This is a genomic window from Marivibrio sp. (assembly GCF_040218065.1).
In the GTDB taxonomy this organism is placed as follows: domain Bacteria; phylum Pseudomonadota; class Alphaproteobacteria; order UBA8366; family Aestuariispiraceae; genus Marivibrio.
This window is the reverse complement of sequence record NZ_JAVJQE010000003.1, coordinates 1-24327: the sequence shown is the minus strand read 5'-3', so window position 1 is coordinate 24327 and position 24327 is coordinate 1. Positions and strand designations below refer to the sequence as shown.

21 protein-coding genes are annotated in these 24327 nt (G+C 66.9%); all 21 read left to right on the top strand.

Annotated elements, in window-relative coordinates:
- Positions 1 to 68 precede the first annotated feature (68 nt).
- The 21 genes from RIB45_RS01375 to dnaE all read left to right on the top strand — a co-directional run bounded on the left by RIB45_RS01375 (position 69) and on the right by dnaE (position 24214).
- Positions 69 to 689, top strand: a complete 621-nt coding sequence (locus RIB45_RS01375; protein ID WP_350047988.1) for an NADH-quinone oxidoreductase subunit J — start codon at positions 69 to 71, stop codon at positions 687 to 689.
- Positions 690 to 726: 37 nt separating this feature from the next.
- Positions 727 to 1035, top strand: a complete 309-nt coding sequence (gene nuoK, locus RIB45_RS01370) for an NADH-quinone oxidoreductase subunit NuoK (RefSeq protein WP_350047986.1) — start codon at positions 727 to 729, stop codon at positions 1033 to 1035.
- Positions 1036 to 1054: 19 nt separating this feature from the next.
- Positions 1055 to 3007: an NADH-quinone oxidoreductase subunit L gene (gene nuoL, locus RIB45_RS01365; RefSeq protein WP_350047984.1), complete on the top strand. Its 1953-nt coding sequence runs from the start codon at positions 1055 to 1057 to the stop codon at positions 3005 to 3007.
- Positions 3008 to 3020: 13 nt separating this feature from the next.
- Positions 3021 to 4553, top strand: coding sequence for an NADH-quinone oxidoreductase subunit M (locus tag RIB45_RS01360; RefSeq protein ID WP_350047982.1), 1533 nt, complete (start codon positions 3021 to 3023; stop codon positions 4551 to 4553).
- A 32-nt stretch (positions 4554 to 4585) separates the two neighbouring features.
- Positions 4586 to 6031, top strand: coding sequence for an NADH-quinone oxidoreductase subunit NuoN (nuoN, locus tag RIB45_RS01355; RefSeq protein ID WP_350047980.1), 1446 nt, complete (start codon positions 4586 to 4588; stop codon positions 6029 to 6031).
- Positions 6032 to 6058: 27 nt separating this feature from the next.
- The gene (locus RIB45_RS01350) at positions 6059 to 6832 is read left to right on the top strand and encodes a biotin--[acetyl-CoA-carboxylase] ligase (protein WP_350047978.1); all 774 of its coding nucleotides are present in this window, start codon (positions 6059 to 6061) and stop codon (positions 6830 to 6832) included.
- Between the two features lie 4 nt (positions 6833 to 6836).
- Entirely contained in the window at positions 6837 to 7610 is a 774-nt protein-coding gene (locus RIB45_RS01345) for a type III pantothenate kinase (RefSeq protein WP_350047976.1), read from the top strand.
- A gap of 34 nt (positions 7611 to 7644) precedes the next feature.
- On the top strand, positions 7645 to 9315 hold the full coding sequence (locus RIB45_RS01340) for a ribonuclease J (protein ID WP_350047974.1): 1671 nt from the start codon (positions 7645 to 7647) through the stop codon (positions 9313 to 9315).
- A gap of 28 nt (positions 9316 to 9343) precedes the next feature.
- Positions 9344 to 9748 carry a methylmalonyl-CoA epimerase gene (gene mce, locus RIB45_RS01335; RefSeq protein WP_350047972.1) on the top strand — a complete coding sequence of 135 codons (405 nt, stop codon included), beginning with the start codon at positions 9344 to 9346 and terminating at the stop codon, positions 9746 to 9748.
- 3 nt (positions 9749 to 9751) lie between these two features.
- Positions 9752 to 9994: a DUF1467 family protein gene (locus RIB45_RS01330; RefSeq protein WP_350047970.1), complete on the top strand. Its 243-nt coding sequence runs from the start codon at positions 9752 to 9754 to the stop codon at positions 9992 to 9994.
- 207 nt (positions 9995 to 10201) lie between these two features.
- Positions 10202 to 10762 carry a DNA-3-methyladenine glycosylase I gene (locus RIB45_RS01325; protein ID WP_350047968.1) on the top strand — a complete coding sequence of 187 codons (561 nt, stop codon included), beginning with the start codon at positions 10202 to 10204 and terminating at the stop codon, positions 10760 to 10762.
- A 39-nt stretch (positions 10763 to 10801) separates the two neighbouring features.
- The gene (ppk2, locus tag RIB45_RS01320) at positions 10802 to 11674 is read left to right on the top strand and encodes a polyphosphate kinase 2 (RefSeq protein WP_350047966.1); all 873 of its coding nucleotides are present in this window, start codon (positions 10802 to 10804) and stop codon (positions 11672 to 11674) included.
- Between the two features lie 495 nt (positions 11675 to 12169).
- On the top strand, positions 12170 to 13783 hold the full coding sequence (locus RIB45_RS01315; RefSeq protein WP_350047964.1) for an ABC transporter ATP-binding protein: 1614 nt from the start codon (positions 12170 to 12172) through the stop codon (positions 13781 to 13783).
- The gene (locus RIB45_RS01310; RefSeq protein ID WP_350047962.1) at positions 13773 to 14864 is read left to right on the top strand and encodes an ABC transporter permease; all 1092 of its coding nucleotides are present in this window, start codon (positions 13773 to 13775) and stop codon (positions 14862 to 14864) included. Before RIB45_RS01315 ends, RIB45_RS01310 begins: the two co-directional genes overlap by 11 nt.
- Positions 14865 to 14889: 25 nt before the next feature.
- A complete protein-coding gene (locus tag RIB45_RS01305) occupies positions 14890 to 15810 on the top strand; it encodes an ABC transporter permease (protein ID WP_350047960.1) in 921 nt (306 codons plus the stop codon).
- 98 nt (positions 15811 to 15908) lie between these two features.
- Positions 15909 to 17006, top strand: a complete 1098-nt coding sequence (locus RIB45_RS01300; RefSeq protein ID WP_350047958.1) for a BMP family ABC transporter substrate-binding protein — start codon at positions 15909 to 15911, stop codon at positions 17004 to 17006.
- Positions 17007 to 17184: 178 nt separating this feature from the next.
- Positions 17185 to 17712: a P-loop NTPase family protein gene (locus tag RIB45_RS01295; protein ID WP_350047956.1), complete on the top strand. Its 528-nt coding sequence runs from the start codon at positions 17185 to 17187 to the stop codon at positions 17710 to 17712.
- Positions 17713 to 18056: 344 nt separating this feature from the next.
- Positions 18057 to 18434, top strand: coding sequence for a hypothetical protein (locus RIB45_RS01290; protein WP_350047954.1), 378 nt, complete (start codon positions 18057 to 18059; stop codon positions 18432 to 18434).
- A 114-nt stretch (positions 18435 to 18548) separates the two neighbouring features.
- A complete protein-coding gene (locus RIB45_RS01285; RefSeq protein WP_350047952.1) occupies positions 18549 to 19796 on the top strand; it encodes a lipoprotein-releasing ABC transporter permease subunit in 1248 nt (415 codons plus the stop codon).
- Positions 19789 to 20490 (top strand): ABC transporter ATP-binding protein, encoded by a 702-nt coding sequence (locus RIB45_RS01280; protein ID WP_350047950.1) that lies wholly within the window; start codon positions 19789 to 19791, stop codon positions 20488 to 20490. Before RIB45_RS01285 ends, RIB45_RS01280 begins: the two co-directional genes overlap by 8 nt.
- A 229-nt stretch (positions 20491 to 20719) precedes the next feature.
- On the top strand, positions 20720 to 24214 hold the full coding sequence (dnaE, locus tag RIB45_RS01275) for a DNA polymerase III subunit alpha (protein WP_350048016.1): 3495 nt from the start codon (positions 20720 to 20722) through the stop codon (positions 24212 to 24214).
- The last annotated feature ends 113 nt before the right edge of the window (positions 24215 to 24327 follow it).

The window sequence follows — 24327 nt, the reverse complement described above, 5'->3', positions numbered from 1 at the left end:
GGTTTTCGCCTGGGGCGAAAGGCCGGAATGATGCGGGACGTTTCCGCGGCGGAGAATTGGGGGAACCCATGCTGACAGGACTTGAGGCGATCTTTTTCTATCTGTTCGCCTTCATCGCGGTGGCGGCGGCCTTCATGGTCATCGCCGCGCGCAATCCCGTGCATTCGGTGCTCTACCTGATCTTGACCTTCTTCAACGCCGCCGGGCTGTTCCTGCTCACCGGCGCCGAATTCCTCGCCATGATTCTCCTGGTGGTCTATGTCGGCGCGGTGGCGGTGCTGTTCCTGTTCGTGGTGATGATGCTGGACATCAATTTCCGCGACATGCGCCGCGGCGCGCAGCGTTACGCCGGGATCGGCGGGGCCGTCGGCGTGGTGCTGCTGACGGAAATCCTGCTGGTGGTCGGCGCCTGGCGCTTCGACCCGGCGATGGCCGGCCAAGGGGCGGCGCCGACGCCGGCGCTGGCCGAGATGCACAACACGCGCGCGCTCGGCAATCTGGTCTACACCGAATACGTCTACCTGTTCCAAGGGGCGGGGCTGGTGCTGCTGGTGGCGATGGTGGGGGCGATCGTCCTCACCCTGCGCCACCGCGAGGGCGTGAAGCGCCAAAAGATCGCCGACCAGGTGGCGCGTTCGTCCAAGGACGAAGTGAAGACGGTCAAGGTTTCCAGCGGCGCCGGCATCTGAGTCGGCGACGCGCGGGGAAGATAAGGATTTCGACGATATGGCGGTCGGCCTCGAACATTATCTGACGGTGGCGGCGATCCTGTTTTCGCTGGGGCTGTTCGGGATTTTCCTGAACCGGCGCAACGTCATCATCATCCTGATGTCGATTGAGCTCATGCTGCTCGCGGTCAACATCAACTTGGTCGCGTTCTCCGCCTACATGCAGGACCTCGTCGGACAGGTGTTCGCCATGTTGATCCTGACGGTCGCCGCCGCGGAGGCGGCGATCGGGCTCGCCATCCTGGTCTGCTTCTACCGCAATCGCGCCTCGATCTCGGTCGAGGACGTCAATCAGATGAAGGGCTGAGGGGGCTCGAGGTCGGATCATGCAAGCCGCGATCGTATTCCTGCCGTTGGCGGCCGCCGTTCTGGCGGGCTTCTTCAGCCGTTTCCTGGGCGGCGACCGGTTCGCCAATCTGGTGACCTGCAGCTTCGTGATCGCCGCCGCGATCCTGAGCTGGATCACGCTGTTCCAGGTCGGATTCGGCGGGCAGGGGGCCGAGCGCACCATCACGCTGTTCCGTTGGGTCGTCGTCGGCGACTTCGCCTTCGACTGGGCGCTCAGGATCGACACGCTGACGGCGGTGATGCTGATCGTCGTGACGACGGTCTCGGCGCTCGTTCACGTCTATTCGATCGGCTACATGAGCCACGACCCCTCGAAGCCCCGCTTCATGGCGTATCTCAGCCTGTTCACCTTCATGATGTTGATGCTGGTGACGGCGGACAATCTGGTGCAGATGTTCTTCGGCTGGGAGGGCGTCGGCCTCGCCTCCTATCTGCTGATCGGCTTCTGGTATCAGCGCCCGAGCGCCAACGCGGCCGCGATCAAGGCCTTTCTGGTCAACCGGGTCGGCGATTTCGGCTACGGTCTGGGCATCTTCGCCTGCTTCGTCGTCTTCGGCTCGGTCGAGCTCGACACCATCTTCGCGCAGGTCCCCGACGTGGTCGGGACCACGATCAGCGTGTTCGGCGCGGAGGTCGATGCGATCACCGCGATCTGCCTGCTGCTGTTCCTGGGCGCGATGGGCAAGTCGGCGCAGCTCGGCCTGCACACCTGGCTGCCGGACGCGATGGAGGGGCCGACGCCCGTCTCGGCGCTGATCCACGCCGCCACCATGGTGACGGCGGGCGTCTTCCTGGTCTGCCGCATGTCGCCGTTGTTCGAATATTCGGACGTGGCGCTGGGCGTCGTCACCTTCGTCGGCGCGTCGACGGCCTTCTTCGCGGCTACGGTCGGGCTGACGCAAAACGACATCAAGCGCGTCATCGCCTATTCGACCTGTTCGCAGCTTGGCTACATGTTCTTCGCCGCCGGGGTCAGCGCCTATCCGGCCGCCATGTTCCACCTGACGACACACGCCTTCTTCAAGGCGCTGCTGTTCCTCGGCGCGGGCTCGGTCATCCACGCGCTCTCCGACGAGCAGGACATGCGCAAGATGGGCGGCGTCGCGAAACACATCAAATTCACCTACGCCATGATGTGGATCGGCTCGCTGTCGCTCGCCGGAATCGGCATTCCGGGCGTGATCGGCTTCGCCGGCTTCCACTCCAAGGACATCGTGCTCGAGGCCGCGTGGGGCGCGCACAGCGCGCTTGGGAACTACGCCTTCTGGCTGGGGCTGATCGCCGCCTTGATGACCGCCTTCTACAGCTGGCGCTTGCTGCTGATGACCTTCCACGGACCCGCGCGCGCCGACGAGAAGACGATGGCGCACATCCACGAAAGCCCGCCGGTCATGACCATTCCGCTCGCGATCCTGGCGGTCGGCGCGGTGGTCTCGGGCTTCGCCTTCTATCCGTGGTTCGTCGGCGACGGCATGGACGGCTTCTGGCGCGATTCGATCCTGATCCTGGAGGAGCATACGGCGCTTGAGAACGCGCACCATGCGCCCTTCTGGGTTAAGTCGGCGCCGCTCGCCTTCGGGCTGGTCGGCATCGCGCTCGCCTATGCGATTTACGCCCGCGGGCTGGAGCGCGGGCGCAAATGGGGCGAATTCCTGGGGCCGCTCTATCGGTTTAGCCTGAACAAATGGTACTTCGACGAGTTGTACAATTTCCTGTTCGTGCGGCCCGCCTTCTGGATCGGCCGTGTGCTGTGGAAAAAGGGCGACGGGCGCGTGATCGACGGCTTCGGCCCCGACGGGGTGGCGCAGACCGCCCAGCGCACCGCGAAGGGAATAAGCCTGTTGCAGACCGGCTACGTCTATCACTACGCCTTCGCGATGCTGATCGGCGTGGTGCTGTTGGTCAGCTTCTACATGTTCTTCGGCCGGTGAGGGGAGCGTCGTCATGAACGAACTCGATTGGCCGATCCTGTCTCTGGTGACCTTCACGCCGCTGATCGGCGCGTTGGGCATCCTGATGATCCGCGGCGAGGAGGCCGAGGTCGCGCGCAACGCCCGTCACACGGCGCTCTGGACCTCCGTCGTCGTCTTCTTCCTGTCGCTTTTTTTGGTCATCAACTTCGATTACGGCTCGTCCGACTTCCAGTTCGTCGAGCGGGCGGAGTGGCTGCCCTCGTTCGGCATCGCCTACCACATGGGCGTCGACGGGATCTCCGTGTGGTTCGTGCTGCTGTCGACGCTGCTGACCCCGCTGTGCATCCTCGCCAGCTGGGAGGCGATCAAGAACCGCGTGCGCGAGTACATGATCGCCTTCCTGGCGCTCGAGACCATGATGGTCGGGATGTTCTGCGCGCTCGACATCCTGGTCTTCTACATCTTCTTCGAGGCGGTCCTGATCCCGATGTTCGTCATCATCGGCGTGTGGGGCGGTCCGCGGCGCATCTACGCGGCGTTCAAGTTCTTCCTCTACACGCTGCTGGGCTCGATCCTGATGCTGTTGGCGGTGTTGGCGATGTATTTCTACGCCGGCACGACGGACATTCCGACGCTAATGGCGACCGGCTTCCCGCGCGAAATGCAGCTGTGGATGTGGCTCGCCTTCTTCGCCAGCTTCGCGGTCAAGGTGCCGATGTGGCCGGTCCACACCTGGCTGCCGGACGCGCATGTCGAGGCGCCGACCGCCGGCTCCGTCATTCTGGCGGGCGTGCTCTTGAAGATGGGCGGCTACGGCTTTCTGCGCTTCTCGCTGCCGATGATGCCGCTCGCCTCGGAGGTCTACGCCCCGCTGGTCTTCACGCTTTCCTGCGTAGCGGTCGTCTACACCTCGCTGGTGGCCCTCGTGCAGACCGACATGAAGAAGCTGATCGCCTACAGCTCGATCGCCCATATGGGCTTCGTCACGGCGGCGATCTTCTCGGTCAACGAGCAGGCGATCGCGGGCTCGATCATCCAGATGTTGAGCCACGGGCTGGTCTCGGGCGCGCTGTTCCTGTGCGTCGGCGTGATCTACGACCGGCTGCACACCCGCGACATCGACCGCTACGGCGGACTCGCGACCAACATGCCGCGCTATGCGCTCGTCTTCATGCTGTTCACCATGGCGTCCGTCGGGCTGCCCGGCACGAGCGGGTTCGTCGGCGAGTTTCTGATCCTCGTCGGGGCCTTCCAGGTCTCCAGCTGGCTCGCGGCCTTCCTGGCGACCGGCATGATCCTCGGCGCGGCCTATATGCTCTATCTCTACCGCCGAGTGATCTTCGGGGCGCTGACGAAGGACGAGCTCAAGAAGATGCTCGACCTCAGCCCGCGCGAAATCGCGATCTTTGCGCCGCTCGCGGTGCTGGTGTTGTGGATGGGCATCTATCCCGCCACCTTCCTCGACCCGATCGAGGTGTCGGTCGCCCATCTGGTGGAAAGCTATAACGCGGCGCTGGCTGCGGCCGAGGGCGGGGCGCCGGTCGCCGCCGCCGCCGGACAGTGACGTCAAGCATCCTGCGAGGGGTTTGAAGGATTATGGACACCCTGCCGATCATGGCCCCGGCTCTGCCGGAGATCTTCCTCGCGATCGCGTCGCTGGCGCTTTTGATGGTGGGCGTCTTCGTGAAGCCGGCGCGCGCGCTTTCGGCCGTCTCCGGCCTTTCGGTCGCGACGCTGATCGGGACCGCGGCCCTGGTGCTCTATGTCGGCGGCGAGCCTCAGCTGGCCTTCTCCGACCTGTTCGTGGTCGACCGGTTCGCGGTCTTCATGAAGCTGCTCGTGCTGCTGGGATCGGTGCTCGCCGTGATCATGGCGGAAGGCTATATCCGGCGCGAAGGCATGGACCGGTTCGAATACCCCGTGCTGATCTGCCTGGCGACGCTCGGCATGCTGATGATGGTCTCGGCCAACGACCTCATCGCGCTTTATATCGGCTTGGAGCTGCAGAGCCTCTCGCTCTACGTCGTCGCCTCGCTGCAGCGCGATCGTCAGCGCTCGACCGAGGCCGGGCTGAAATACTTCGTGCTCGGCGCGCTCAGCTCAGGCCTGCTGCTCTACGGCGCCTCGCTGATCTACGGCTTCACCGGGACGACGCAGTTCGGTCCGCTCGCGGCCTATTTCGCCGACGCCGGCGCGGTGTCGACCGGCGTGATCGTCGGCATCGTCTTCCTGGCGGCGGGGCTCGCCTTCAAGGTCTCGGCCGTGCCGTTCCATATGTGGACTCCAGACGTCTATGAGGGCGCGCCGACGCCGGTCACCGCCTTCTTCGCGGTCGCGCCCAAGGTGGCGGCGATGGCGCTGCTGCTCCGGGTGATGATGGATCCGTTCGGCGATCTGGTGGGGCAGTGGTTCCAGATCGTCTGGTTCGTTTCGGCGGCGTCAATGATCCTCGGCGCCTTCGCGGCCATTCCGCAGACCAACATCAAGCGCCTTATGGCCTACAGCTCGATCGGCCATATCGGCTACGCGCTGATCGGCCTCGCCGCCGGCACGGAAGAGGGCGTCACCGGCGTTCTGATCTACATGGCGCTTTATCTCGTCATGAATGTCGGGACCTTCGCCTGCATCTTGTGCATGAAGGTGAAGGACCGGATGGTGGAGAACATCTCTGACCTCGCAGGCTTGGCGAAGACCAAGCCGGCGATGGCGGCGGCGCTCCTCGTGTTCATGTTCTCGATGGCGGGCGTCCCGCCGATGGCGGGCTTCTTCGGGAAGCTCTACGTCTTCCGTGCGGCCATCAATGCAGAGCTCTACGTGCTGGCGGTCGTCGGCGCGCTCTCCTCCGTCGTCGCGGCCTACTACTACCTGCGCATCGTGAAGGTGATGTATTTCGACGAGCCGGCGGAAGGCTTCGATCCTGTTGAGACCCGCGGGCTCAAGGCCATCATCGCGGTCGCCACCGTCTTCGTGCTCGGCTTCATCTTCTATCCCTCGCTGTTGGCGGACAACGCGGCCGTGGCCGCGATCTCGCTGATCCAGTAGGCGGGGCGGACGAAAGGCGGGCAGGGGATGGAGATTGCGGCCCCGCCGGGCTTCACCTGCCGCTACGTCGAGACCATCGGCTCCACCAGCGACGCGCTGAAGGAAGCGGCGGCCGACTTCGCGCCCGACGGAACCGCGATCGCGGCGGGTGAGCAGACGGCCGGGCGCGGTCGCTACGGTCGACGCTGGGCGTCGCCTCCGGGCAATCTCTATATGAGCCTGCTGCTGCGCGACGTCGGCCCGCTTCACGCCGCCGCGCAACTTTCCTTCGTCGCCGCCGTCGCGATGGGCGAAGCGATCTCACATCTGACGCCCGAGGGCGTCGCCGTGCGGTTCAAATGGCCGAACGACGTGCTGGCGAACGGCGCCAAGACCGCCGGGGTCCTGCTGGAATCCGGCGGCGCCCCGGGGGAGCCGTGGGTGATCGTGGGCACGGGCGTCAACCTGATCAGCCACCCGGAGGGGACGGACTTTCCCGCCACCGACCTGTCGGCTGAAGGGGCGGCGGTCGCGCCGCCGGCGTTGGCGGCGGCCTATCTCGCCGCCTTCGCCCGCTGGCGCCGGCGGTGGCGCGATCAAGGCTTCGCGCCGATCCGCGCCGCTTGGCTCGCCGCCGCCGCGCATCTGGGCGGACCGGTGCGCTTGAAATTGGCGGGGCGGGAGCCGCGCGACGGCCGGTTCGTCGATTTGGACGAAGACGGCGCGCTGTCGTTCGAACCGGACCACGGGGGCCCGCGCGAGCGAATCTCGGCCGGCGAAGTGCATTTCCCGCGGGAAGACCCCGCGGACGCGAAGGAGTAGCCTCATGCTGTTGGCGATCGATTCCGGCAACACCAACGTCGTCTTCGGCGTCTTCGACGGCGACGATTTCCTGAAGGCCTTCCGGTGCGCCAACGATCCCAAGCGCACGGCCGACGAATACATTGTCTGGCTGAAGGAATTGATGGCGCTCAACGATTTGGACCTCGACGCGATCTCCGGCTGCATCATCGGCTCCGTCGTGCCGGAGACCGCCTTCAACCTGATCAGCCTGTGCCGCCGCTATTTTCCAGGCGAGCCGCTGGTGATCGGCGATCCCGGCGTGAAGCTCGGCAACGAGGCGCTGATCGAACGGCCGGAGCAGGTCGGCGCCGACCGGCTGATCAACGCCTTCGAGGCCAACCGCACCTATGGGGGCCCGCTGATCGTGATCGATTTCGGCACCGCGACGACCTTCGATGTGGTGGACGACGCCGGCAACTATTGCGGCGGCGCGATCGCGCCGGGCATCAATCTGTCGCTGGAAGCGCTTTATATGGCGTCCGCCAAGCTGCCGCTGGTCGAAATCGCGGCCCCGCCGTCCTATATCGGCAAGGAGACCAGAACCGCCATGCAGTCCGGCATCTTCTGGGGCTACGTCTGCATGATTGAGGGCATGGTCGCCCGCCTGCAAAGCGAATTCGGCGCGCCGATGAAGGTGATCGCCACCGGCGGACTGTCGGAGCTGTTCGCGGAAAAGACGGATGTGATCGAGGAGACCGACCGGTCGCTCACCTTGCGGGGGCTGGCGGAAATCTATAAGCGAAACGCGAAGGTTTGACGCCAAAACACTGAAAGAAAAGGCGAAAAAGTTTATGGCTGGGTATGAAGCCGCCGGGGTTCCCGGCGCGGAAGAATTGCTGTTCCTGCCGTTGGGCGGGTCGGGAGAGATTGGGATGAACCTCAATCTCTACGGCCATGACGGCAAGTGGCTGATGATCGATTGCGGCATCACCTTCGGCGACGACACGACGCCGGGAATCGACGTGATGACCCCCGACCCCGCCTTTGTGGAAGAGCGCACGGACGAACTCGCAGGCCTGGTGCTGACCCACGCGCACGAGGATCATCTGGGTGCGGTGCAGTATCTGTGGCCGCGCTTCGAGTGTCCGGTCTACGCCACTCCCTTCACCGCCGCCCTGCTGCGGCGCAAGCTGGTGGAGACCGACCTCCACAACCGCGTGCCGATCCACGAGATCCCGTTGAGCGGAACCTTCGACGTGGGTCCGTTTCAGCTTGAGCTCGTAACCTTGACCCACTCGATCCCGGAGCCGAACGCCGTCGTCCTGCGCACCAAGGCGGGCGTCGTCATGCACACCGGGGACTGGAAAATCGATCCCGATCCGCTGATCGGCGCGACGACGGACGAGAAGCGCCTGATAGAGATCGGCGAGGAAGGCGTCCTCGCGATGGTGTGCGACAGCACCAATGCGCTCGCCCCCGGCCGCTCCGGCTCGGAGGGCGAAGTGCGCGAGAACATGATCGAGCTGGTCAAGAGCCTCTCCGGCGGCGTCGCCATCGCCTGCTTCGCCTCTAACGTCGCGCGGCTTGAGACGGCGGCCAAGGCGGCGATCGCGGCGGGGCGGCGCCCGGCGCTGGCCGGCCGGTCGCTCTGGCGGATGAACGACGCGGCGCGCGAGACGGGCTATCTCTCCGATCTGCCGGCCTTCCTGACGGACGAGGAGGCCTCGCGCCTGCCCAAGGAGGAGGTGCTGCTGATCTGCACCGGCAGCCAAGGCGAGCCGCGCGCGGCGCTGAGCCGCATCGCGCGCGACGACCACCCCTATATCGATCTAGGGGAGGGCGATACGGTCATCTTCTCCAGCCGCGAGATCCCGGGGAATGAGGTCGCGATCGGCCGTCTGCAGAACGCGCTGGCCGAGAAGCATGTCGACATCATCACCGCGCGCGACGCCGACATCCACACCTCCGGCCACCCCAATCGGGAAGAGTTGGCGGACATGTATCGTTGGATCAAGCCGCGCATCGCGATCCCGGTCCACGGCGAGAGCCGCCACATGATGGCGCACGCCCGTCTGGCGCAGGAATGCCAGGTGCCGCACGGCATTTGCGGGCGCAACGGCGCGATGGTGAAACTGACCGACGCCGGCCCGGTCGTGGTCGACGAGGTCTACGCGGGCCGCCTGATGCTGGACGGCGACCGGCTGCTGCCGATGGGCCACGCGAGTCTGAAGCAGCGCCGCAAGATGGCCTGGAACGGCCAGGCGGTCGTCACCGTCGCGCTCGACGGTAAGGGCCGGCTGGTCGACGACGCGCAGATCACGGTCTCGGGGCTGCTCGACGGCTCCGGCCCGGACATCGACGAGCTTCTGGACACGGCCGAAGAGACGGTCGAGCGCATGGGCCGCGGCGCGTTGCAGGATGACGGCCAGGTCCGCGAGGCCGTGCGCCGCGCCGTGCGCAAGCGCCTGAAAGCCTTGACCGGCAAGCATCCGCCGGTCGACGTGCATGTGATCCGGGTCTAAGCGGGGTTTGTCAGAAGGGGAGAGGCTGATGATCGGGAAGCTCAACCATGTCGCCATCGTCGCGCCGGATCTGGCGGCGGCGACGGCGCTCTATCGCGACACGCTCGGCGCTGCGGTCTCGGAGCCGGTGGATCTGCCCGAACACGGCGTCACCACCGTCTTCGTCGAGTTGCCCAACACCAAGATCGAGCTGCTGCACCCGCTGGGCGAGGGCGGCCCGATCGCCAAGTTTCTTGAAAAGAACCCCGCCGGCGGGATCCATCACGTCTGCTACGAGACCGACGACATCAAGGCGGCGGCCGAGAAGTTAAAGGCCGACGGCATGCGCGTCCTCGGCGACGGGGAGCCCAAGATCGGCGCCCACGGCAAGCCGGTGCTGTTCCTGCATCCGAAGGACTTCGTCGGCACGCTGGTCGAGCTGGAGCAGGTCTGAGTCATGGGGCCCGTATCCGGCTTCGTCGTTTTCATCATCCTGTGGTGGCTGGTCCTGTTCATGGTGCTGCCCTTCGGCGTGCAGCGCGACGACAACCCGGATGCAGGCCACGACCACGGCGCGCCGAAATTCGCGCGCATCGGCAAGAAGATGGCGATCACCACCGCGCTCGCGACCCTGCTGTTCCTCGGCTACTGGGCGATCGTGGCGTTCGACCTCATCACCTTAAAGCCGCCGGGGGCGTGACCCGCAGAGGTCCGGGGCCCGCCCGGGAGAACATTGCGCCTTGAAACCCACTGGGCGTCCCCGCGGAGGCGGGGGCCTCAGGCGGATCGCGCCGGCGGCGACGCCGGTTGAGAAAGGTCCCCGCCTTCGCGGGGACTCCCCAACGGCGGAGTGACGGGATGACAGGTCGAGCCGCCCGTCGCTGTCGCTCTGATTGGGAGGAAAATCATGTCCTGGTATTGCGACACCGCGATCGGCGATCCGCTGCACGGACCCTATCACGACCGCGAGTACGGCTTTCCGGAGACGGACGAGACGAAGCTGTTCGAGCGCCTGGTGCTGGAGATTAACCAGGCGGGCCTGAACTGGGGTCTGATGCTGAAGAAGCGCGCCGGGTTCCAGGCGGCCTATGACGGCTTCGAGGTCGATCGCGTCGCCGCCTACGGCGAGGCGGAACGCGCGCGGCTGCTGGCCGATCCGGGGATCATCCGCAATCGCCTAAAGATCGAGGCCTCGATCCATAACGCGCAGGTGATCCGGGGCTTCCGGGAGAGCCACGGCGGCTTCGCGGCCTGGCTCGCCGCCCATCATCCCTTGACCAAGCCGCAGTGGGTGAAGCTCTTCAAGAAGACCTTCCGCTTCACCGGCGGCGAGATCACGGGCGAATTTCTTATGTCGATCGGCTACTTGCCGGGAACGCATCGCGCGGACTGTCCGGTCGCCGCCGCCATCGCCGAGACCTCGCCGCCCTGGATGGAGGCGGGCGAATCCTTTTACGCTGAGGCGTGAAAGCGACGGAGAGGCAAAGCGACAGCGAGGCGGGGGCGGATGGCGCACAAGAGCAAAGCGGCGGCGAAGAAGGGCGCGGCCAAGAAGGCGGCGGCGAAGCCTGGGCCCAAGGCCTCTCGAAAGCGGCTCGGCCGCAAACTCTATGAGCGCGAACTGCGCCGTCTTCAAGTAGAACTCGCCAAACTGCAATATTGGGTGCATCGCGAAGGCTTGCGCGTCGTCGTGCTGTTCGAAGGGCGCGATGCGGCCGGCAAGGGCGGCGTCATCAAACGCATCTCGGAGCGTCTGAACCCGCGCATCTGCCGAATCGTCGCGTTGGGCGTCCCGACCGAGCGAGAGAAAACCCAATGGTATTTCCAGCGCTACGTCGCAGAACTGCCGTCGGCCGGCGAGATCGTGTTGCTCGACCGCAGTTGGTACAACCGGGCGGGCGTCGAACGGGTGATGGGCTTCTGCACCGAGGAGGAGTACCACGAGTTCCTGCGCAGCGCGCCCGAGTTCGAGCGCATGCTGACGCGCTCCGGGATCATTCTGCTGAAGTACTGGTTCTCGATCAGCGAGGACGAGCAGGAGCGCCGGCTGGAGAAGCGCATTGAAGATCCGACCCGGCGCTGGAAGCTGAGCCGCATCGACCTCGAATCCCGCAAGCGCTGGGACGCCTATTCCCGCGCCAAGGATGAGATGTTCGCCCACACCGACATCCGACAGGCGCCGTGGTACGTCGTCGACGCCGAGGACAAGCGCCGGGCCAGACTAAACTGCATTCGGCATTTGTTGGATCAAATTCCCTACCACGACGTGCGCCCGGAGCCGATGAGCTTGCCCCCGCGCCCCCTGCACAACGAACCGCCTGAGCGGCCGCCCTACGAGTCCCAGAATCTGGTGCCCGATCATTACGCGGACGTCCTGTAAGACGAGGGGCGGGGGCTGAGACGCGCGACGCGCCGGCAAAGAAAAAAGCGGGGACCCGCCCCGCTTTTCCAAGACCCGATCGTACGCCGTGTCCAAGTCCTGCCTCGCCGCGCGCCCGATTTTAGGGCTTTTGCGATGCGGTCGGGGCGAGGACGCCCTCCCTAAACTTGGGCCGCCTTCGTTGAGGCGTGATCGTCGTCTCCTGCTTCGGAGAAGCGCCGCCCCCGCTTGTGCGCGGCGCTGCCGGGACGGTTAACCGCCCGCGTTCTATCGACGGGCGGTATTAATAAAGGATCGATACCGCCGCGTCACGGCTTTTTTGCCCAAAAAATAGGCGCTGCAATGCAACATAAGTAAGCGCCGTGACCCCGCGGCCTTCGCGCCTGCGAGATTCCTTGGAAAGCCGGGCGCGGGTCATGTATGACCGGGACGTGACATCGGGGGACGGCTCGGGGGGAAGGGCCGTCGCAACGGGATGCAACCCACGGGAACGGCATGAGCGAGGCGAGGGAACAGACGGACGCGCCCGCGCGGCTTGAACTCCGCGGGATCAGCAAACGCTATCCCGGCGTACTGGCGAACGATTCGGTCGACCTCACCCTGCAGCCTGGCGAAATCCACGCCCTTCTGGGCGAAAACGGCGCCGGCAAGTCCACCTTGGTTCAGATCGTCTACGGCGTGGTGAAAGCCGACGCCGGCGAAATCCGCTGGAACGGCGAGACGGTCTCCGTCGACGGCCCGTCGGCGGCGCGCGCGCTCGGCATCGGTATGGTCTTCCAGCATTTCTCGCTGTTCGAGACGCTGACGGTGACGGAGAACGTGGCGCTCGGCCTGTCGCCCCGGGTGACCGCAAAGAGCGCGGGCGGCATGGCGGCGCTGGCCGCGCGCATCGCGGACGTCTCGAAGCGCTACGGCCTCGCACTCGACCCGGACGCGCGCGTCTTCGACCTGTCGGTCGGGGAGCGCCAGCGCGTCGAGATCGTCCGCTGCCTGCTGCAGGATCCGACGCTGCTGATAATGGACGAGCCGACGTCGGTCCTGACCCCGCAGGAGGCCGATCAGCTGTTCGAGACCCTGCGGCGTCTGGCGAGCGAGGGGCGCACGATCCTCTATATCAGTCATAAGTTGGACGAGATTCGCCGGCTGTGCGGCGCCGCGACGATCCTGCGCGGCGGCAAAGTCGTCGCCAGTTGCGATCCCCGCCAGGAGACCGCTCAGACGCTGGCTCGATTGATGATCGGCGAGGAGGTGAGTCCGACCCGCCGCGCCGAAGCGGGCGAGGCGGAGGAAAAGGAGGCGCTTCTGCGCGTCGAAGGCCTTTCCATGAAGGCCGCCAATCCGTTGGGCACGCCGTTGCACGATGTCCGTCTGTCCGTGAGGCGCGGGGAGATTCTGGGGATCGCCGGCGTGGCGGGCAACGGCCAGAACACGCTGCTGGGGGCGCTCAGCGGCGAGCAATTGGCCCCGCGCGCCGACGCCGTGGTCTTCGAGGGGGCGGCCATCGGCCTCGAGGGCGCGCGCGCCCGGCGCGATCGCGGGATCAATTTCGTGCCGGAGGATCGTCTCGGCCACGGCGCGGTCGCCGACCTGTCGCTGTCCGACAATGCGCTGCTGTCGGGCTGGCGGCGATGGTCGCTGGTTCGCCGCGGGCTGGTCTCCTTCACCGGCAGCCGCGAGAAGGCGGAGCATGTTGTGAAGACCTTCGCCGTCGCCGCGCCCGGCGCCCACGCGGCCGCGCGCAGCCTGTCCGGCGGGAACCTCCAGAAATTCATCATCGGGCGCGAGATCCTGCAGAAGCCCAAGCTGCTCATCGCCGCCCATCCGACCTGGGGCGTCGACGCCGGCGCGGCCGCGGCGATCCATCAGGCGCTGATCGAATTGGCTTCGAACGGGGCGGGGGTGATCGTCGTCAGTCAGGATCTGGACGAGCTCTTCACGCTGTCCGATCGCGTGGCGGTGATCTGCGCCGGGCGGCTGTCGGAAAGCAGGCCCGCGCACGAGGTCACGGCCGAAGAGGTCGGCCTGATGATGGGCGGCCTGTTCGACGCGGCGATCGCCGAGGGCGGCGGCGCGCCGAGCGAGAGCGGAGACGTCCGTCATGGCGGGTGAGGCGCTGTTCGGCGTCCGACTGGAGCGCCGTCCGACCCCCAGCCGCGCCATGATGTTGGCGACGCCGCCCCTCGCCGTGTTGCTGACGGTTATGGCGGGGGCGGTTATGTTCGCCGCGCTGGGATTCGATCCGTCGGCGGCGCTGAAAGCCTACTTCATCTCGCCCCTGACGACGCTCTACGGCGTCGGCGAATTGGCGGTGAAGGCGACGCCGCTGGCGATGATCGGCATCGGTCTGGCGCTCGGCTTTCGCGGCAATGTCTGGAACATCGGGGCGGAGGGACAATTGACCCTCGGCGCGATCTGCGCAGGCGGTCTGGCGCTCGCCTTCTACGGCGACGAAGGGTGGTGGCTGCTGCCGCTGATGATGGCGGGCGGCGCGGCCGGCGGCCTCGCCTACGCGGCGATCCCGGCCTTCCTTTGCACGCGCTTCAACGCCAACGAAATCCTGACCAGCCTGATGCTGACCTATGTGGCGACGCTGCTTCTCAGCTATCTCGTCACCGGGCCGTGGAAGGATCCCGACGGCTTCAATTTCCCCGAATCGCGCCTCTTCAACGACGAAGCGCTGCTGCCCGTGATCCTGGAGGGCACGCGCCTGCATCTCGGCGCCCCGATGGCGCTGGCCGCCGTCGCGGTCGGCTGGGTGATCGTCGCGCGAACGTTGATCGGCTTCCAGATCAAGGTCGTCGGGCTGACGCCGATCGCGGCGGGCTACGCCGGCTTCAGCCAGGCGCGCGCCATCTGGTTTACGCTGCTGCTCTCGGGCGGTCTCGCCGGTCTGGCGGGCGCGATCGAGGTCGCGGGTCCGATCGGTCAGTTGCAGCCGAGCATTTCGCCGGGCTACGGGTTCACCGCGATCATCGTCGCTTTCCTGGGGCGGCTCCATCCGCTGGGCGTGCTCTTGGCGGCGCTTCTGATGGCGCTCAGTTATCTGGGCGGGGAGCAGGCGCAAATCGAGCTCGGTCTGCCCTTGGCGGTCACCGGCGTCTTCCAGGGGATGCTGCTGTTCTTCCTGCTTGCGAGCGACTTTCTGACCCATTACCGGCTGCGGCGCGTTTCGCCTGCGGCGGTCGGCTGAGCGCGGCCGGGAAAGGGACGCCTGCATGGAAATCCTCTCGTTGATCGCGCTATCGATCGTCGCCGCCGCCACGCCCCTGCTGTTCGCCGCGCTCGGGGAGTTGATCACGGAGAAGTCGGGCGTCCTCAATCTCGGCGTCGAGGGGACGATGCTGGTCGGGGCGGTGGTCGGGTTCGCGGTCACGGCGCTTACAGGATCGTCCGTCCTAGGCGTGCCGGCCGCGGCGGCGGCGGGCGCTGTGATGTCCGCGCTGTTCGCGCTGCTGACCCTCAACCTGCTGGCCAATCAGGTGGCGACCGGCTTGGCGCTGACGCTGTTCGGGATCGGCCTCAGCTCGTTGATCGGGCAGGATTTCGTCGGCACGCCGCTGGAGCGGCTGCCGCGCCTCGACATCCCCGGATTGAGCGACCTGCCGATCATCGGCCCGCTGTTCTTCGGCCAGGACGCGCTGGTCTATCTCTCCCTCGCCGCCACCGGGGGCGTGGCCTGGTTCCTGTCGCGAACCCGCGGGGGTTTGGTTCTGAAGGCGGTTGGCGAGAACCCGGCCGCCGCCCATCGCCTCGGCCATTCCGTGCTGCGGGTGCGCTGGTTGGCCGTGCTGTTCGGCGGCGCGATGTCCGGGATCGGCGGGGCCTATCTCTCGCTCGCCTATACGCCGCTTTGGGCGGAGAACATGACCGCCGGGCGCGGCTGGATCGCGCTCGCGCTGGTCGTCTTTGCGACCTGGCGGCCGGGGCGCGTGCTGCTGGGCGCCTATCTCTTCGGCGGCGTGACCATCGCGCAGCTGCACGCCCAGTCGGCCGGCGTGACGGCGCCCAGCCAGTTCATGTCGATGCTGCCCTATCTCGCGACCATCCTGGTGCTGGTGCTGATCAGCCGGGACGCGGCGCGCATTCGGCTCAACGCGCCGGCCTCGATCGGGAAGGTGTTCCATCCGGGCGGGTGAGGGACTATTCTCCCGCCCGATTCAAAAAATACGACCTCGCGGGTTGGAAGAACGCAGACGGTCGATCGTCTTTCTAGGACATCAGAGGAGCAACAATCATGCGCATCACGCGTCGTCGTTTCACCCAATCCGCCCTCGCCGCCGGCGCGGTCGGGACCGCCGCCCTCAGCGCGCCGTTCGTCGCGCGCGCGGCCGATCCGCTGAAGGTCGGCTTCGTCTATGTCGGCCCGATCGGCGATCACGGCTGGAGCTATCAGCACGACCGCGGCCGCCTCGCCGTCGAGGAGGCCTACGGCGACAAGGTCGAGACCAGCTTCGTCGAGAACGTCTCGGAAGGCGCCGACGCCGAGCGGGTGATCAATCAGCTGGCGGCGACGGGCCACGGCATGGTCTTCACCACTTCCTTCGGCTTCATGAACCCGACCCTGAAGGTCGCCAAGCGCCACCCGAACGTGTTGTTCGAGCATGCGACGGGCTACAAGCGCGCCGACAACCTGGCGACCTACGCCGGGCGTTTCTATCAGGGCCGCACGATCTCCGGCATCCTGGCCGCGCACGTCACCAAGACGAACACCATCGGCTACATCGCGTCGTTCCCGATTCCCGAGGTGGTGCGCGGCATCGGCGCCTTCACCGTCGCGGCGCGGCGCATCAATCCGGACCTTCAGGTCCGCGTCGTCTGGGTGAACAGCTGGTACGATCCCGGCAAGGAGGCCGACGCCGCCAAGGCGCTCGTCGACCAGGGCGCGGACGTGCTGTTGCAGCACACTGACAGCCCTGCGCCGATCCAGGTCGCCGAGGAGCGCGGCGTGAAGGCGGTCGGCCAAGCCTCCGACATGAGCCGCTTCGGCCCCACGGCTCACATGACGGCGGTGATCGACGATTGGGCGCCCTACTACATCGAGCGCGTGGGCATGGCCCTCGACGGCTCGTGGGCCACCGGCGACACCTGGGGCGGCTTCGACAGCGGCATGGTGAAGATGGCCGACTACAACGCCAATCTGCCCGCCGAGGCGGTCAAGGACGCCCAGGAAGCGGTCGCCGCCATCACCAGCGGCGAGCGCCACAGCTTCGACGGCCCGGTCAAAGATCAGTCCGGGACGGTGCGCATCCCGGAAGGCGAGTACATGGCCGACGAAGAACTGTTGTCCATGGATTGGTACGTCGAAGGCGTCCAGGGCAAGCTGCCCGGCTGATCCGCCGGCAGCCGGACGGGTGCGGCGAAAGCCGCTTCCGCCCGGGGCGAATCCGGATACCTTGCAAGGGCGGTCGGCGCTTGTGCGCGGCCGCCCTTGCTTGCTAGAAGCGGGGAAATACCATGCGCGCCCGCCGGTTGACGGTTGGGTTTCGCGCAGCGTCTTAAGAAGGGTCGCGATGCGACGGGTGGCGGTCATCGGCAATGCGGGCGGGGGCAAGTCGACGCTGTCTAGGCGGATCGCGGCGGATCTGGGCGCGCCTTATCACGCGGTCGACATGATCCAGTGGCTGCCGGGCTGGACCTTGAACGAAGATTTCGAAGCCCGCCACGACGCCTGGCTGACGGAGAGAAGCTGGGTGATCGACGGCATCGGCCCCTGGCCGTCGGTTGAACGGCGCTTTCAGTACGCCGACACCGTGCTGTGGATCGACCTGCCGCTCCGCCTCCACCTTTGGTGGGGCACGAAGCGATTGATGAAATCCGCTCTCGGACGCGATGCGAACGCGCCCGCCGGTTGTTCCTTGATCGCGGCCGCGCCGGCCTTTTACCGCATGATTCTGGACATCCATCGCCGCCATCGCGAGCGGATGGCGTTGTTGGTCGAGACCGCGCGCGACCGCGGCAAGGCGGTGCATGTGCTGCGCACGCCCGATCAGATAGCCCGGTTCCGCGCCGGCGCTTGGAAGTTCGCGGAGGCTGCGTAACCGGCGCCGGTCTTGCTAGGCTGCGGGCTATGCGAACGAGCCGTCAAGCACCCCCTGACAGAGGTTCCCTGCAAGCCCCCCGCGTTCGCCGGCGCCTCTGGGCGTACGGCAGAGCGGCGGGCTGTCGTCCCGGTCGGCCGTCAGGCCGAACCGGGATCTCGCTCGGCGCGCCCAGGCGTCGGGATCCCGGCTCTGCGCTGCGCTGCGGCCGGGATGACATCGCAAGGGGGACGGCGCTCGGGCTCTTTCTTCTCTTTACGGCGCTCGCATCCCCGGCCCTAGGCCAGGATCACAACCCCTTCACCAATGAGGGCGAGATATCGGAAGGGGCGCCGCGGGCTCGCGTGAAGCCCGACGAAGTGCGGATCCGGGTGTCGGCGGCCGAGTGCCGACGCCTCGTCGCGTATCAGCCCGGCGCGGACGTCGCCTACCAGCCCGGCGTCGATGTGCGAGGAAAGGCCGTGGCGCCGGCGGAGCTTCCTGACTCGACCGGCCTCGGCGAGCGGTTGATCGACACTGAGATCGCCTTCGATCTCGCCCTCAACCCGCTGGTTTTCGCCGGCGATCCGCGGTTTGAGACGTCGTTCGAGAGCGCGTCGGTCTCGCTCGGCCGGGTCGCGGTGGACCTGCAGACGGGGGCGCCGACGCTCGACGGGGAGGCGCTGAGCGATCCGCAGGCCGCAGCGCTCGCCGCCGCCTGTCGCGCGCGGCTTGCGCGTTAGCTTTTCTTGCCGCACTGCGGCGCGGCCCCTACAGTCCGCCCGCGCGCGCCCCTATATCGTCGGACGGCGCGCGTTCGCGCCCGCCGCTTGCATTGAGGAGCGACCAGCCCGCCCATGTTCGGATCCTTCGAGCGCTTCGTCGCCTTCCGCTATCTGCGCGCCAAGCGGCAGGAGGGCTTCATCTCCGTCGTCGCGTGGTTCTCGCTCCTCGGCATCATGCTTGGCGTGGCGACGCTGATCATCGTCATGGCGGTGATGAACGGCTTCCGGCACGATTTGCTGGAGCGGGTGATCGGCCTCAACGGCCACATCACCGTCACCAGCTACAGCCAATCCCTCGACGCCTTCGATCAGACCGCAGATCGCCTGCGCGAACTGCCGGGCGTCGTTCAGGTGACGCCGCTCGTCGAGGGCCAGGTAATGGCGACCGGTCGGGGCGATACCGCCGGCGGGGCGCTGGTTCGCGGGCTGCGCGGAGAGGACTTTGCGGCCCGGGACATTTTGCGCGACGCGTTGAGTCAAGGCTCCCTTGGCGGTTTCGACGACGGCCAGGGCGTCATCATCGGGATCCGGATGGCGAACCGGCTGGGCGTCGGCGTCGGCGACAAGCTGACGCTGATCGCGCCGAAAGGCTCGGTCACCGCTTTCGGGACGATCCCGCGGGTCAAGGCGTTCGACGTCGCCGCCATCTTCAATGTCGGCATGTATGAATACGACAATTCGTACGTCTACATGCCGTTTCCGCTGGCCCAGCGCTATTTCAACCGCGAAGGCGCGGCGACCCAGATCGAAATCATGGTGGAGAACGCCGAACGCGCGGACGTGCGCGCCGCCGAGATCCAGAACCTGCTCGGCCGCGACTACCGCGTGCTCGACTGGCAGCGCGTCAACGCCAGCTTCTTCAACGCCTTGCAGGTCGAGCGCAACGTCATGTTCCTGATCCTGACGCTGATCATCCTGGTCGCCGCCTTCAACGTGATCTCCAGCCAGATCATGCTGGTGAAGGACAAGGGCCGCGGCATCGCCATACTGCGCACGATGGGGGCGAGCCGGGCGACGATCCTGCGCATCTTCTTCATCACCGGCAGTTCCGTCGGCGTCATCGGCACGGGCCTCGGCGCGCTGCTGGGGATCAGCTTCGCCCTCAACATCGAGACCATCCGGCAGTGGATCGAGGGGCTGTCGGGCGCGAACCTCTTCGCCGCCGAGATCTACTTCCTCTCCAAGCTGCCCGCGCGGGTCGAGACGGGCGAGGTGATCGCCGTCGTCGCCATGGCGCTGACCTTGAGCCTCTTGGCCTCGATCTACCCCGCCTGGCGGGCCGCGCGCCTCGATCCGGTGGAGGTGCTGCGCTATGAGTGACGCGGCCCCCGGCGCCCCGACGCTCGAGCTGCAGGCGGTCGAGCGCACCTACAAGACCGCCGCCGGCGGCCTGACCGTTCTGAACGGCGCGTCGCTGTCGGTCGGGCGGGGCGAACTCGTCGGCCTGGTCGCCCCGTCGGGCGCGGGCAAGTCGACGCTGCTCCACGTCGCCGGCCTGCTGGAGCGCCCGGACGGCGGCGACGTCGCGCTGCAGGGGGAGGGATGCAACCGGCTCACCGACCGACAGCGCACGCTGCTGCGCCGCAGCCGGGTCGGCTTCGTCTACCAGTTCCATCACCTGCTGCCCGAATTCTCGGCGCTGGAGAACGTCACCCTGCCGCAGATGATCGCCGGGAAGGCCAAGCGCGCGGCCCGGCAGGAGGCCGCGCGGCTGCTCGAGCGCGTCGGCCTCGGCCCGCGGATGAGCCACCGGCCGGCGCGCCTGTCCGGCGGCGAACAGCAGCGCGTCGCCATCGCGCGCGCCGTGGTCAACCGCCCCGCGCTGCTGCTGGCGGACGAGCCGACCGGCAACCTCGACCCGACCACCAGCGAGACGGTCTTCGACCTCCTCGTCCAGCTCGTCCGCGAGGAAGGCATGGCCGCCCTCATCGCCACCCACAATCTGACGCTGGCGCGCCGCATGGACCGAGTGCTGACCTTCCGCGAGGGAACGGTGACGGGGTTTGAGGGGTAGGGCGGGGCGCCCCACGCGCTGATCGTGGGGCTCTCCGTACGCCCGGCCTTGAGCCCGGCCAACCGGTGTCCGTGCGACGCTCAGGCTCCGGTTGTCCCGGCTCTTTGGCCGGGACGACGGGCATGGAGGGGGTCCGGCGCATCCGCGGTCCCGCATTATCCCCAAGAATCCGTCCTTATCCCCAGGCGCGGCGGATGACGGGCGGGGCGACTCGATTATCATGCGAGCTATGTCACACGCCGATTTCATTCATTTGCGCGTCCATTCCGCCTATTCGCTGGCGGAGGGGGCGATCCGGGTCAAGGATCTGGTGAAGCTCGCCGCCGGGCACGAGATGCCGGCGGTGGCGGTCACCGACACCTCCAACGTCTTCGGGGCGCTGGAGTTCGCGGGCGCGGCGGCGGCGGCGGGCGTGCAGCCGATCGTGGGCGCGCAGATCGCGGTCCGACGGGAGGATCGCTCGCCCAACAAAATGGGCCAGGCGCCGGCGCCGGACCCGATCGTCGTGCTGGCGAAGGACGAGGCGGGCTATCGCAGCCTGATGAAGCTGCTCTCGCGCGCCTATATGGAGCCGGAGGCGGGGGAGGAGGCGCAAATCTCCCTCGACGATCTGGCCGAGCTCAACGCCGGGCTGATCGCCTTCACCGGCGGGCCGCAGGGGCCGATCGGCCGGCTGCTGCTGGAAAGCCAGATGGAGGCGGCGGAAGCCTATCTGAAGCGCCTGCAAGAGATCTTCGGCGACCGGCTTTATATGGAGATCATGCGCCACGGGCTGGTGGCGGAGGAAAAGACGGAGCCGGGCTTCCTCGACCTCGCCTACGCGCATGACGTGCCGCTGGTCGCCACCAACGACTGCTTCTTCCCGACGCGCGAGATGCATGAGGCGCACGACGCGCTGATCTGCATCGCGGAGGGCGCCTACATCGCCGATCAGGAGCGCCGGCGCCTGACGCCGGAGCATTACTTCAAGAGCCCGGCCGAGATGCGCGCGCTGTTCGCCGACCTGCCGGAGGCCTGCGACAATACGCTTGTGATCGCCAAGCGCTGCGCGATCGCGCCGGAGAAGATCAAACCGCTGCTGCCGGTCTACACCAAGCTGGAGGGCCGGACAGAGGCCGAGGCGCTGAAAGACCTGGCGGAGGAGGGGCTGAAGCACCGGCTGGAGACCCAGGTCTGGACCGAGGATCAGGATGAGGCGGCGCGGGAGGCGGCGGCCGAGCCCTATCGCGCGCGCCTCGCCTACGAGCTGGGCGTCATCCAGCAGATGGGCTTCCCCGGCTATTTCCTGATCGTCGCCGACTTCATCCAGTGGGCGAAGGCGCGCGACATCCCGGTCGGGCCGGGCCGCGGATCGGGCGCGGGCTCGGTCGTAGCCTGGGCGCTGACGATCACGGATCTGGATCCGCTGCGCTTCGGCCTGCTGTTCGAGCGGTTCCTGAACCCCGAGCGCGTCAGCATGCCGGACTTCGACATCGACTTCTGTCAGGACCGGCGGGACGAGGTGATCCGCTACGTCCAAGAGGAGTACGGCCGCGACAAGGTCGCCCAGATCATCACCTTCGGAAAGCTGCAGGCCAGAGCCGTGCTGCGCGACGTCGGCCGCGTCATGCAGATGCCCTACGGCCAGGTCGACCGCATCTGCAAGATGGTGCCGAACAACCCGGCCAATCCGGTGACGCTGGACCAGGCGATCGAGGGGGAGCCGCTGCTCCAGGCCGAGATCGAAAACGAGCCGGCGGTCGAGAAGCTGGTCGGCGTCGCGCGCAAGCTGGAGGGGCTTTACCGCCACGCCTCGACCCACGCCGCCGGCGTGGTGATCGGCGACCGGCCGCTGGACGAGCTGGTGGCGCTCTACCGCGACCCGCGCTCCGACATGCCGGTCACGCAGTTCAACATGAAGTATGTCGAGGATGCGGGCCTGGTGAAGTTCGACTTCCTGGGCCTGAAGACGCTGACCGTCATCGCGCGGGCGAAGGAGTTGATCGACAAACGCGAGGATCGAGACGAGCCGCTGGACGTAACCCAAATCCCGCTGGCCGACGCGCGCACCTTCGAGATGCTGTGCAAGGGCAACACAGTCGGCGTCTTCCAGCTGGAATCGTCCGGCATGCGCGACGTGCTGAAGAACCTGAAGCCCGACCGGTTCGAGGATCTGATCGCCGTCGTGGCCCTCTACCGCCCGGGCCCGATGGAGAATATCCCCACCTACATCAAGCGCAAGCACGGGCAGGAGGAGCCCGTCTACCCGCACGAGAAGCTCAAGCCCTGCCTGGAAGAGACCTTCGGCATCCCGATCTATCAGGAGCAGGTGATGCAGATGGCGCAGGAGCTGGCGGGCTTCACGCTCGGCGGGGCCGACCTGCTGCGCCGCGCGATGGGCAAGAAGATCCAGGCGGAGATGGACAAGCAGCGCGCGATCTTCGTCGACGGCGCCAAGGAGCATTCCGGCGTCGACGCCGCCCAGGCGAACCAGATCTTCGACACGATCAACGCGTTCGCCGGCTACGGCTTCAACAAGAGCCATGCGGCGGCCTACGCGCTCGTCGCCTATCACACGGCCTGGCTGAAGGCGAACTACCCGGTCGAGTTCATGGCCGCGTCCATGACGCTGGACATGCACAACACCGACAAGCTGAACGTCTTCCGCTCGGAGATGGACCGGCTCGACATCGAATTGCTGGCCCCGGACGTGAACCGATCCGACGTGGTCTTCTCCGTGGAGAAGGACGCGGACGGCGCCCGTAAGGTTCGCTACGCGTTGGCGGCGCTGAAGAATGTCGGCTCCGGCGCCATGCAGTCCGTGGTCGCCGAGCGGCGATCGGGCGGCCCCTTCAAGGATCCGTTCGACTTCGCCGAGCGGGTGGACGCCCGCACGCTCAACAAGCGCCTGATGGAGAACCTGGTGAAGGCCGGGGCCTTCGATCAGCTGGAGTCGAACCGCCGGCGCCTGTTCGACGGGCTGGAGCAGGTGGTCCGCCACGGCCAGGCCGCGCAGGCCGACAAGAACAGCGATCAGGTGAGCCTCTTCGGCGACGCGCCTGACACGTTGAACCGCCCCGGCTTGCCCGATCGGCCCGACTGGCCGCCGACGGAGCGGCTGTCGAACGAGTTCGACGCGATCGGCTTCTACCTCTCCGCCCACCCCTTGGAGAGTTACGCCAACGCCTGCCGGAGGCTCGGGATCGTGCCCTACGCGGATGTCGCGGCCGGCCGCGTGCGCACCGCCAAGGGGGTGAAGCTCGCCGGCATCGTGGGCGGCAAACGGATGATGACCACCTCGCGCGGCTCGAAGATGGCCTTCGTGCAGATGTCGGACGCCAGCGGCCAGTATGAGGTGACGCTGTTCCAGGAGGTGCTGGCCGGCGCGCGTGAGATGCTGGAGAGCGGCGAGCCCTTGCTGATGACCGTCGACGTGCAGAAGCGCGGCGACGACGCGGAGGCTGAGATCCGCCTCACCGCGACCTCCTGCCGTCCGTTGGAGGAGGAGGCGGCGCAGGCCGCCGACGGCATGGTGATCTGGCTGCGCGACGAGCAGCCGCTCGGGCCGCTGTCCAAAGTCTTCGAAGGCCACGGCAAGAAGGGCAGGGGGCGCGTCGAAATCCGCCTGACCGGCCGGCCGGAGGGCGAGATCGACCTGACGCTCCCCGGCGCCTACGCCATCAACGCCGCCTTCCGCCAGGCGGTGAAGGCCATTCCGGGCATCGTCGACGTGCAGGATCTGTGACTGCGCTTCGTCCCATCGGAGTCCCCGCGCAGGCGGGGACCTTTTGAAACCCCGCTCGCCGCCTGAAGAGCGCGCCGCCGGAGGCCCCCGCCTTCGCGGGGGCGCCGGAAGGG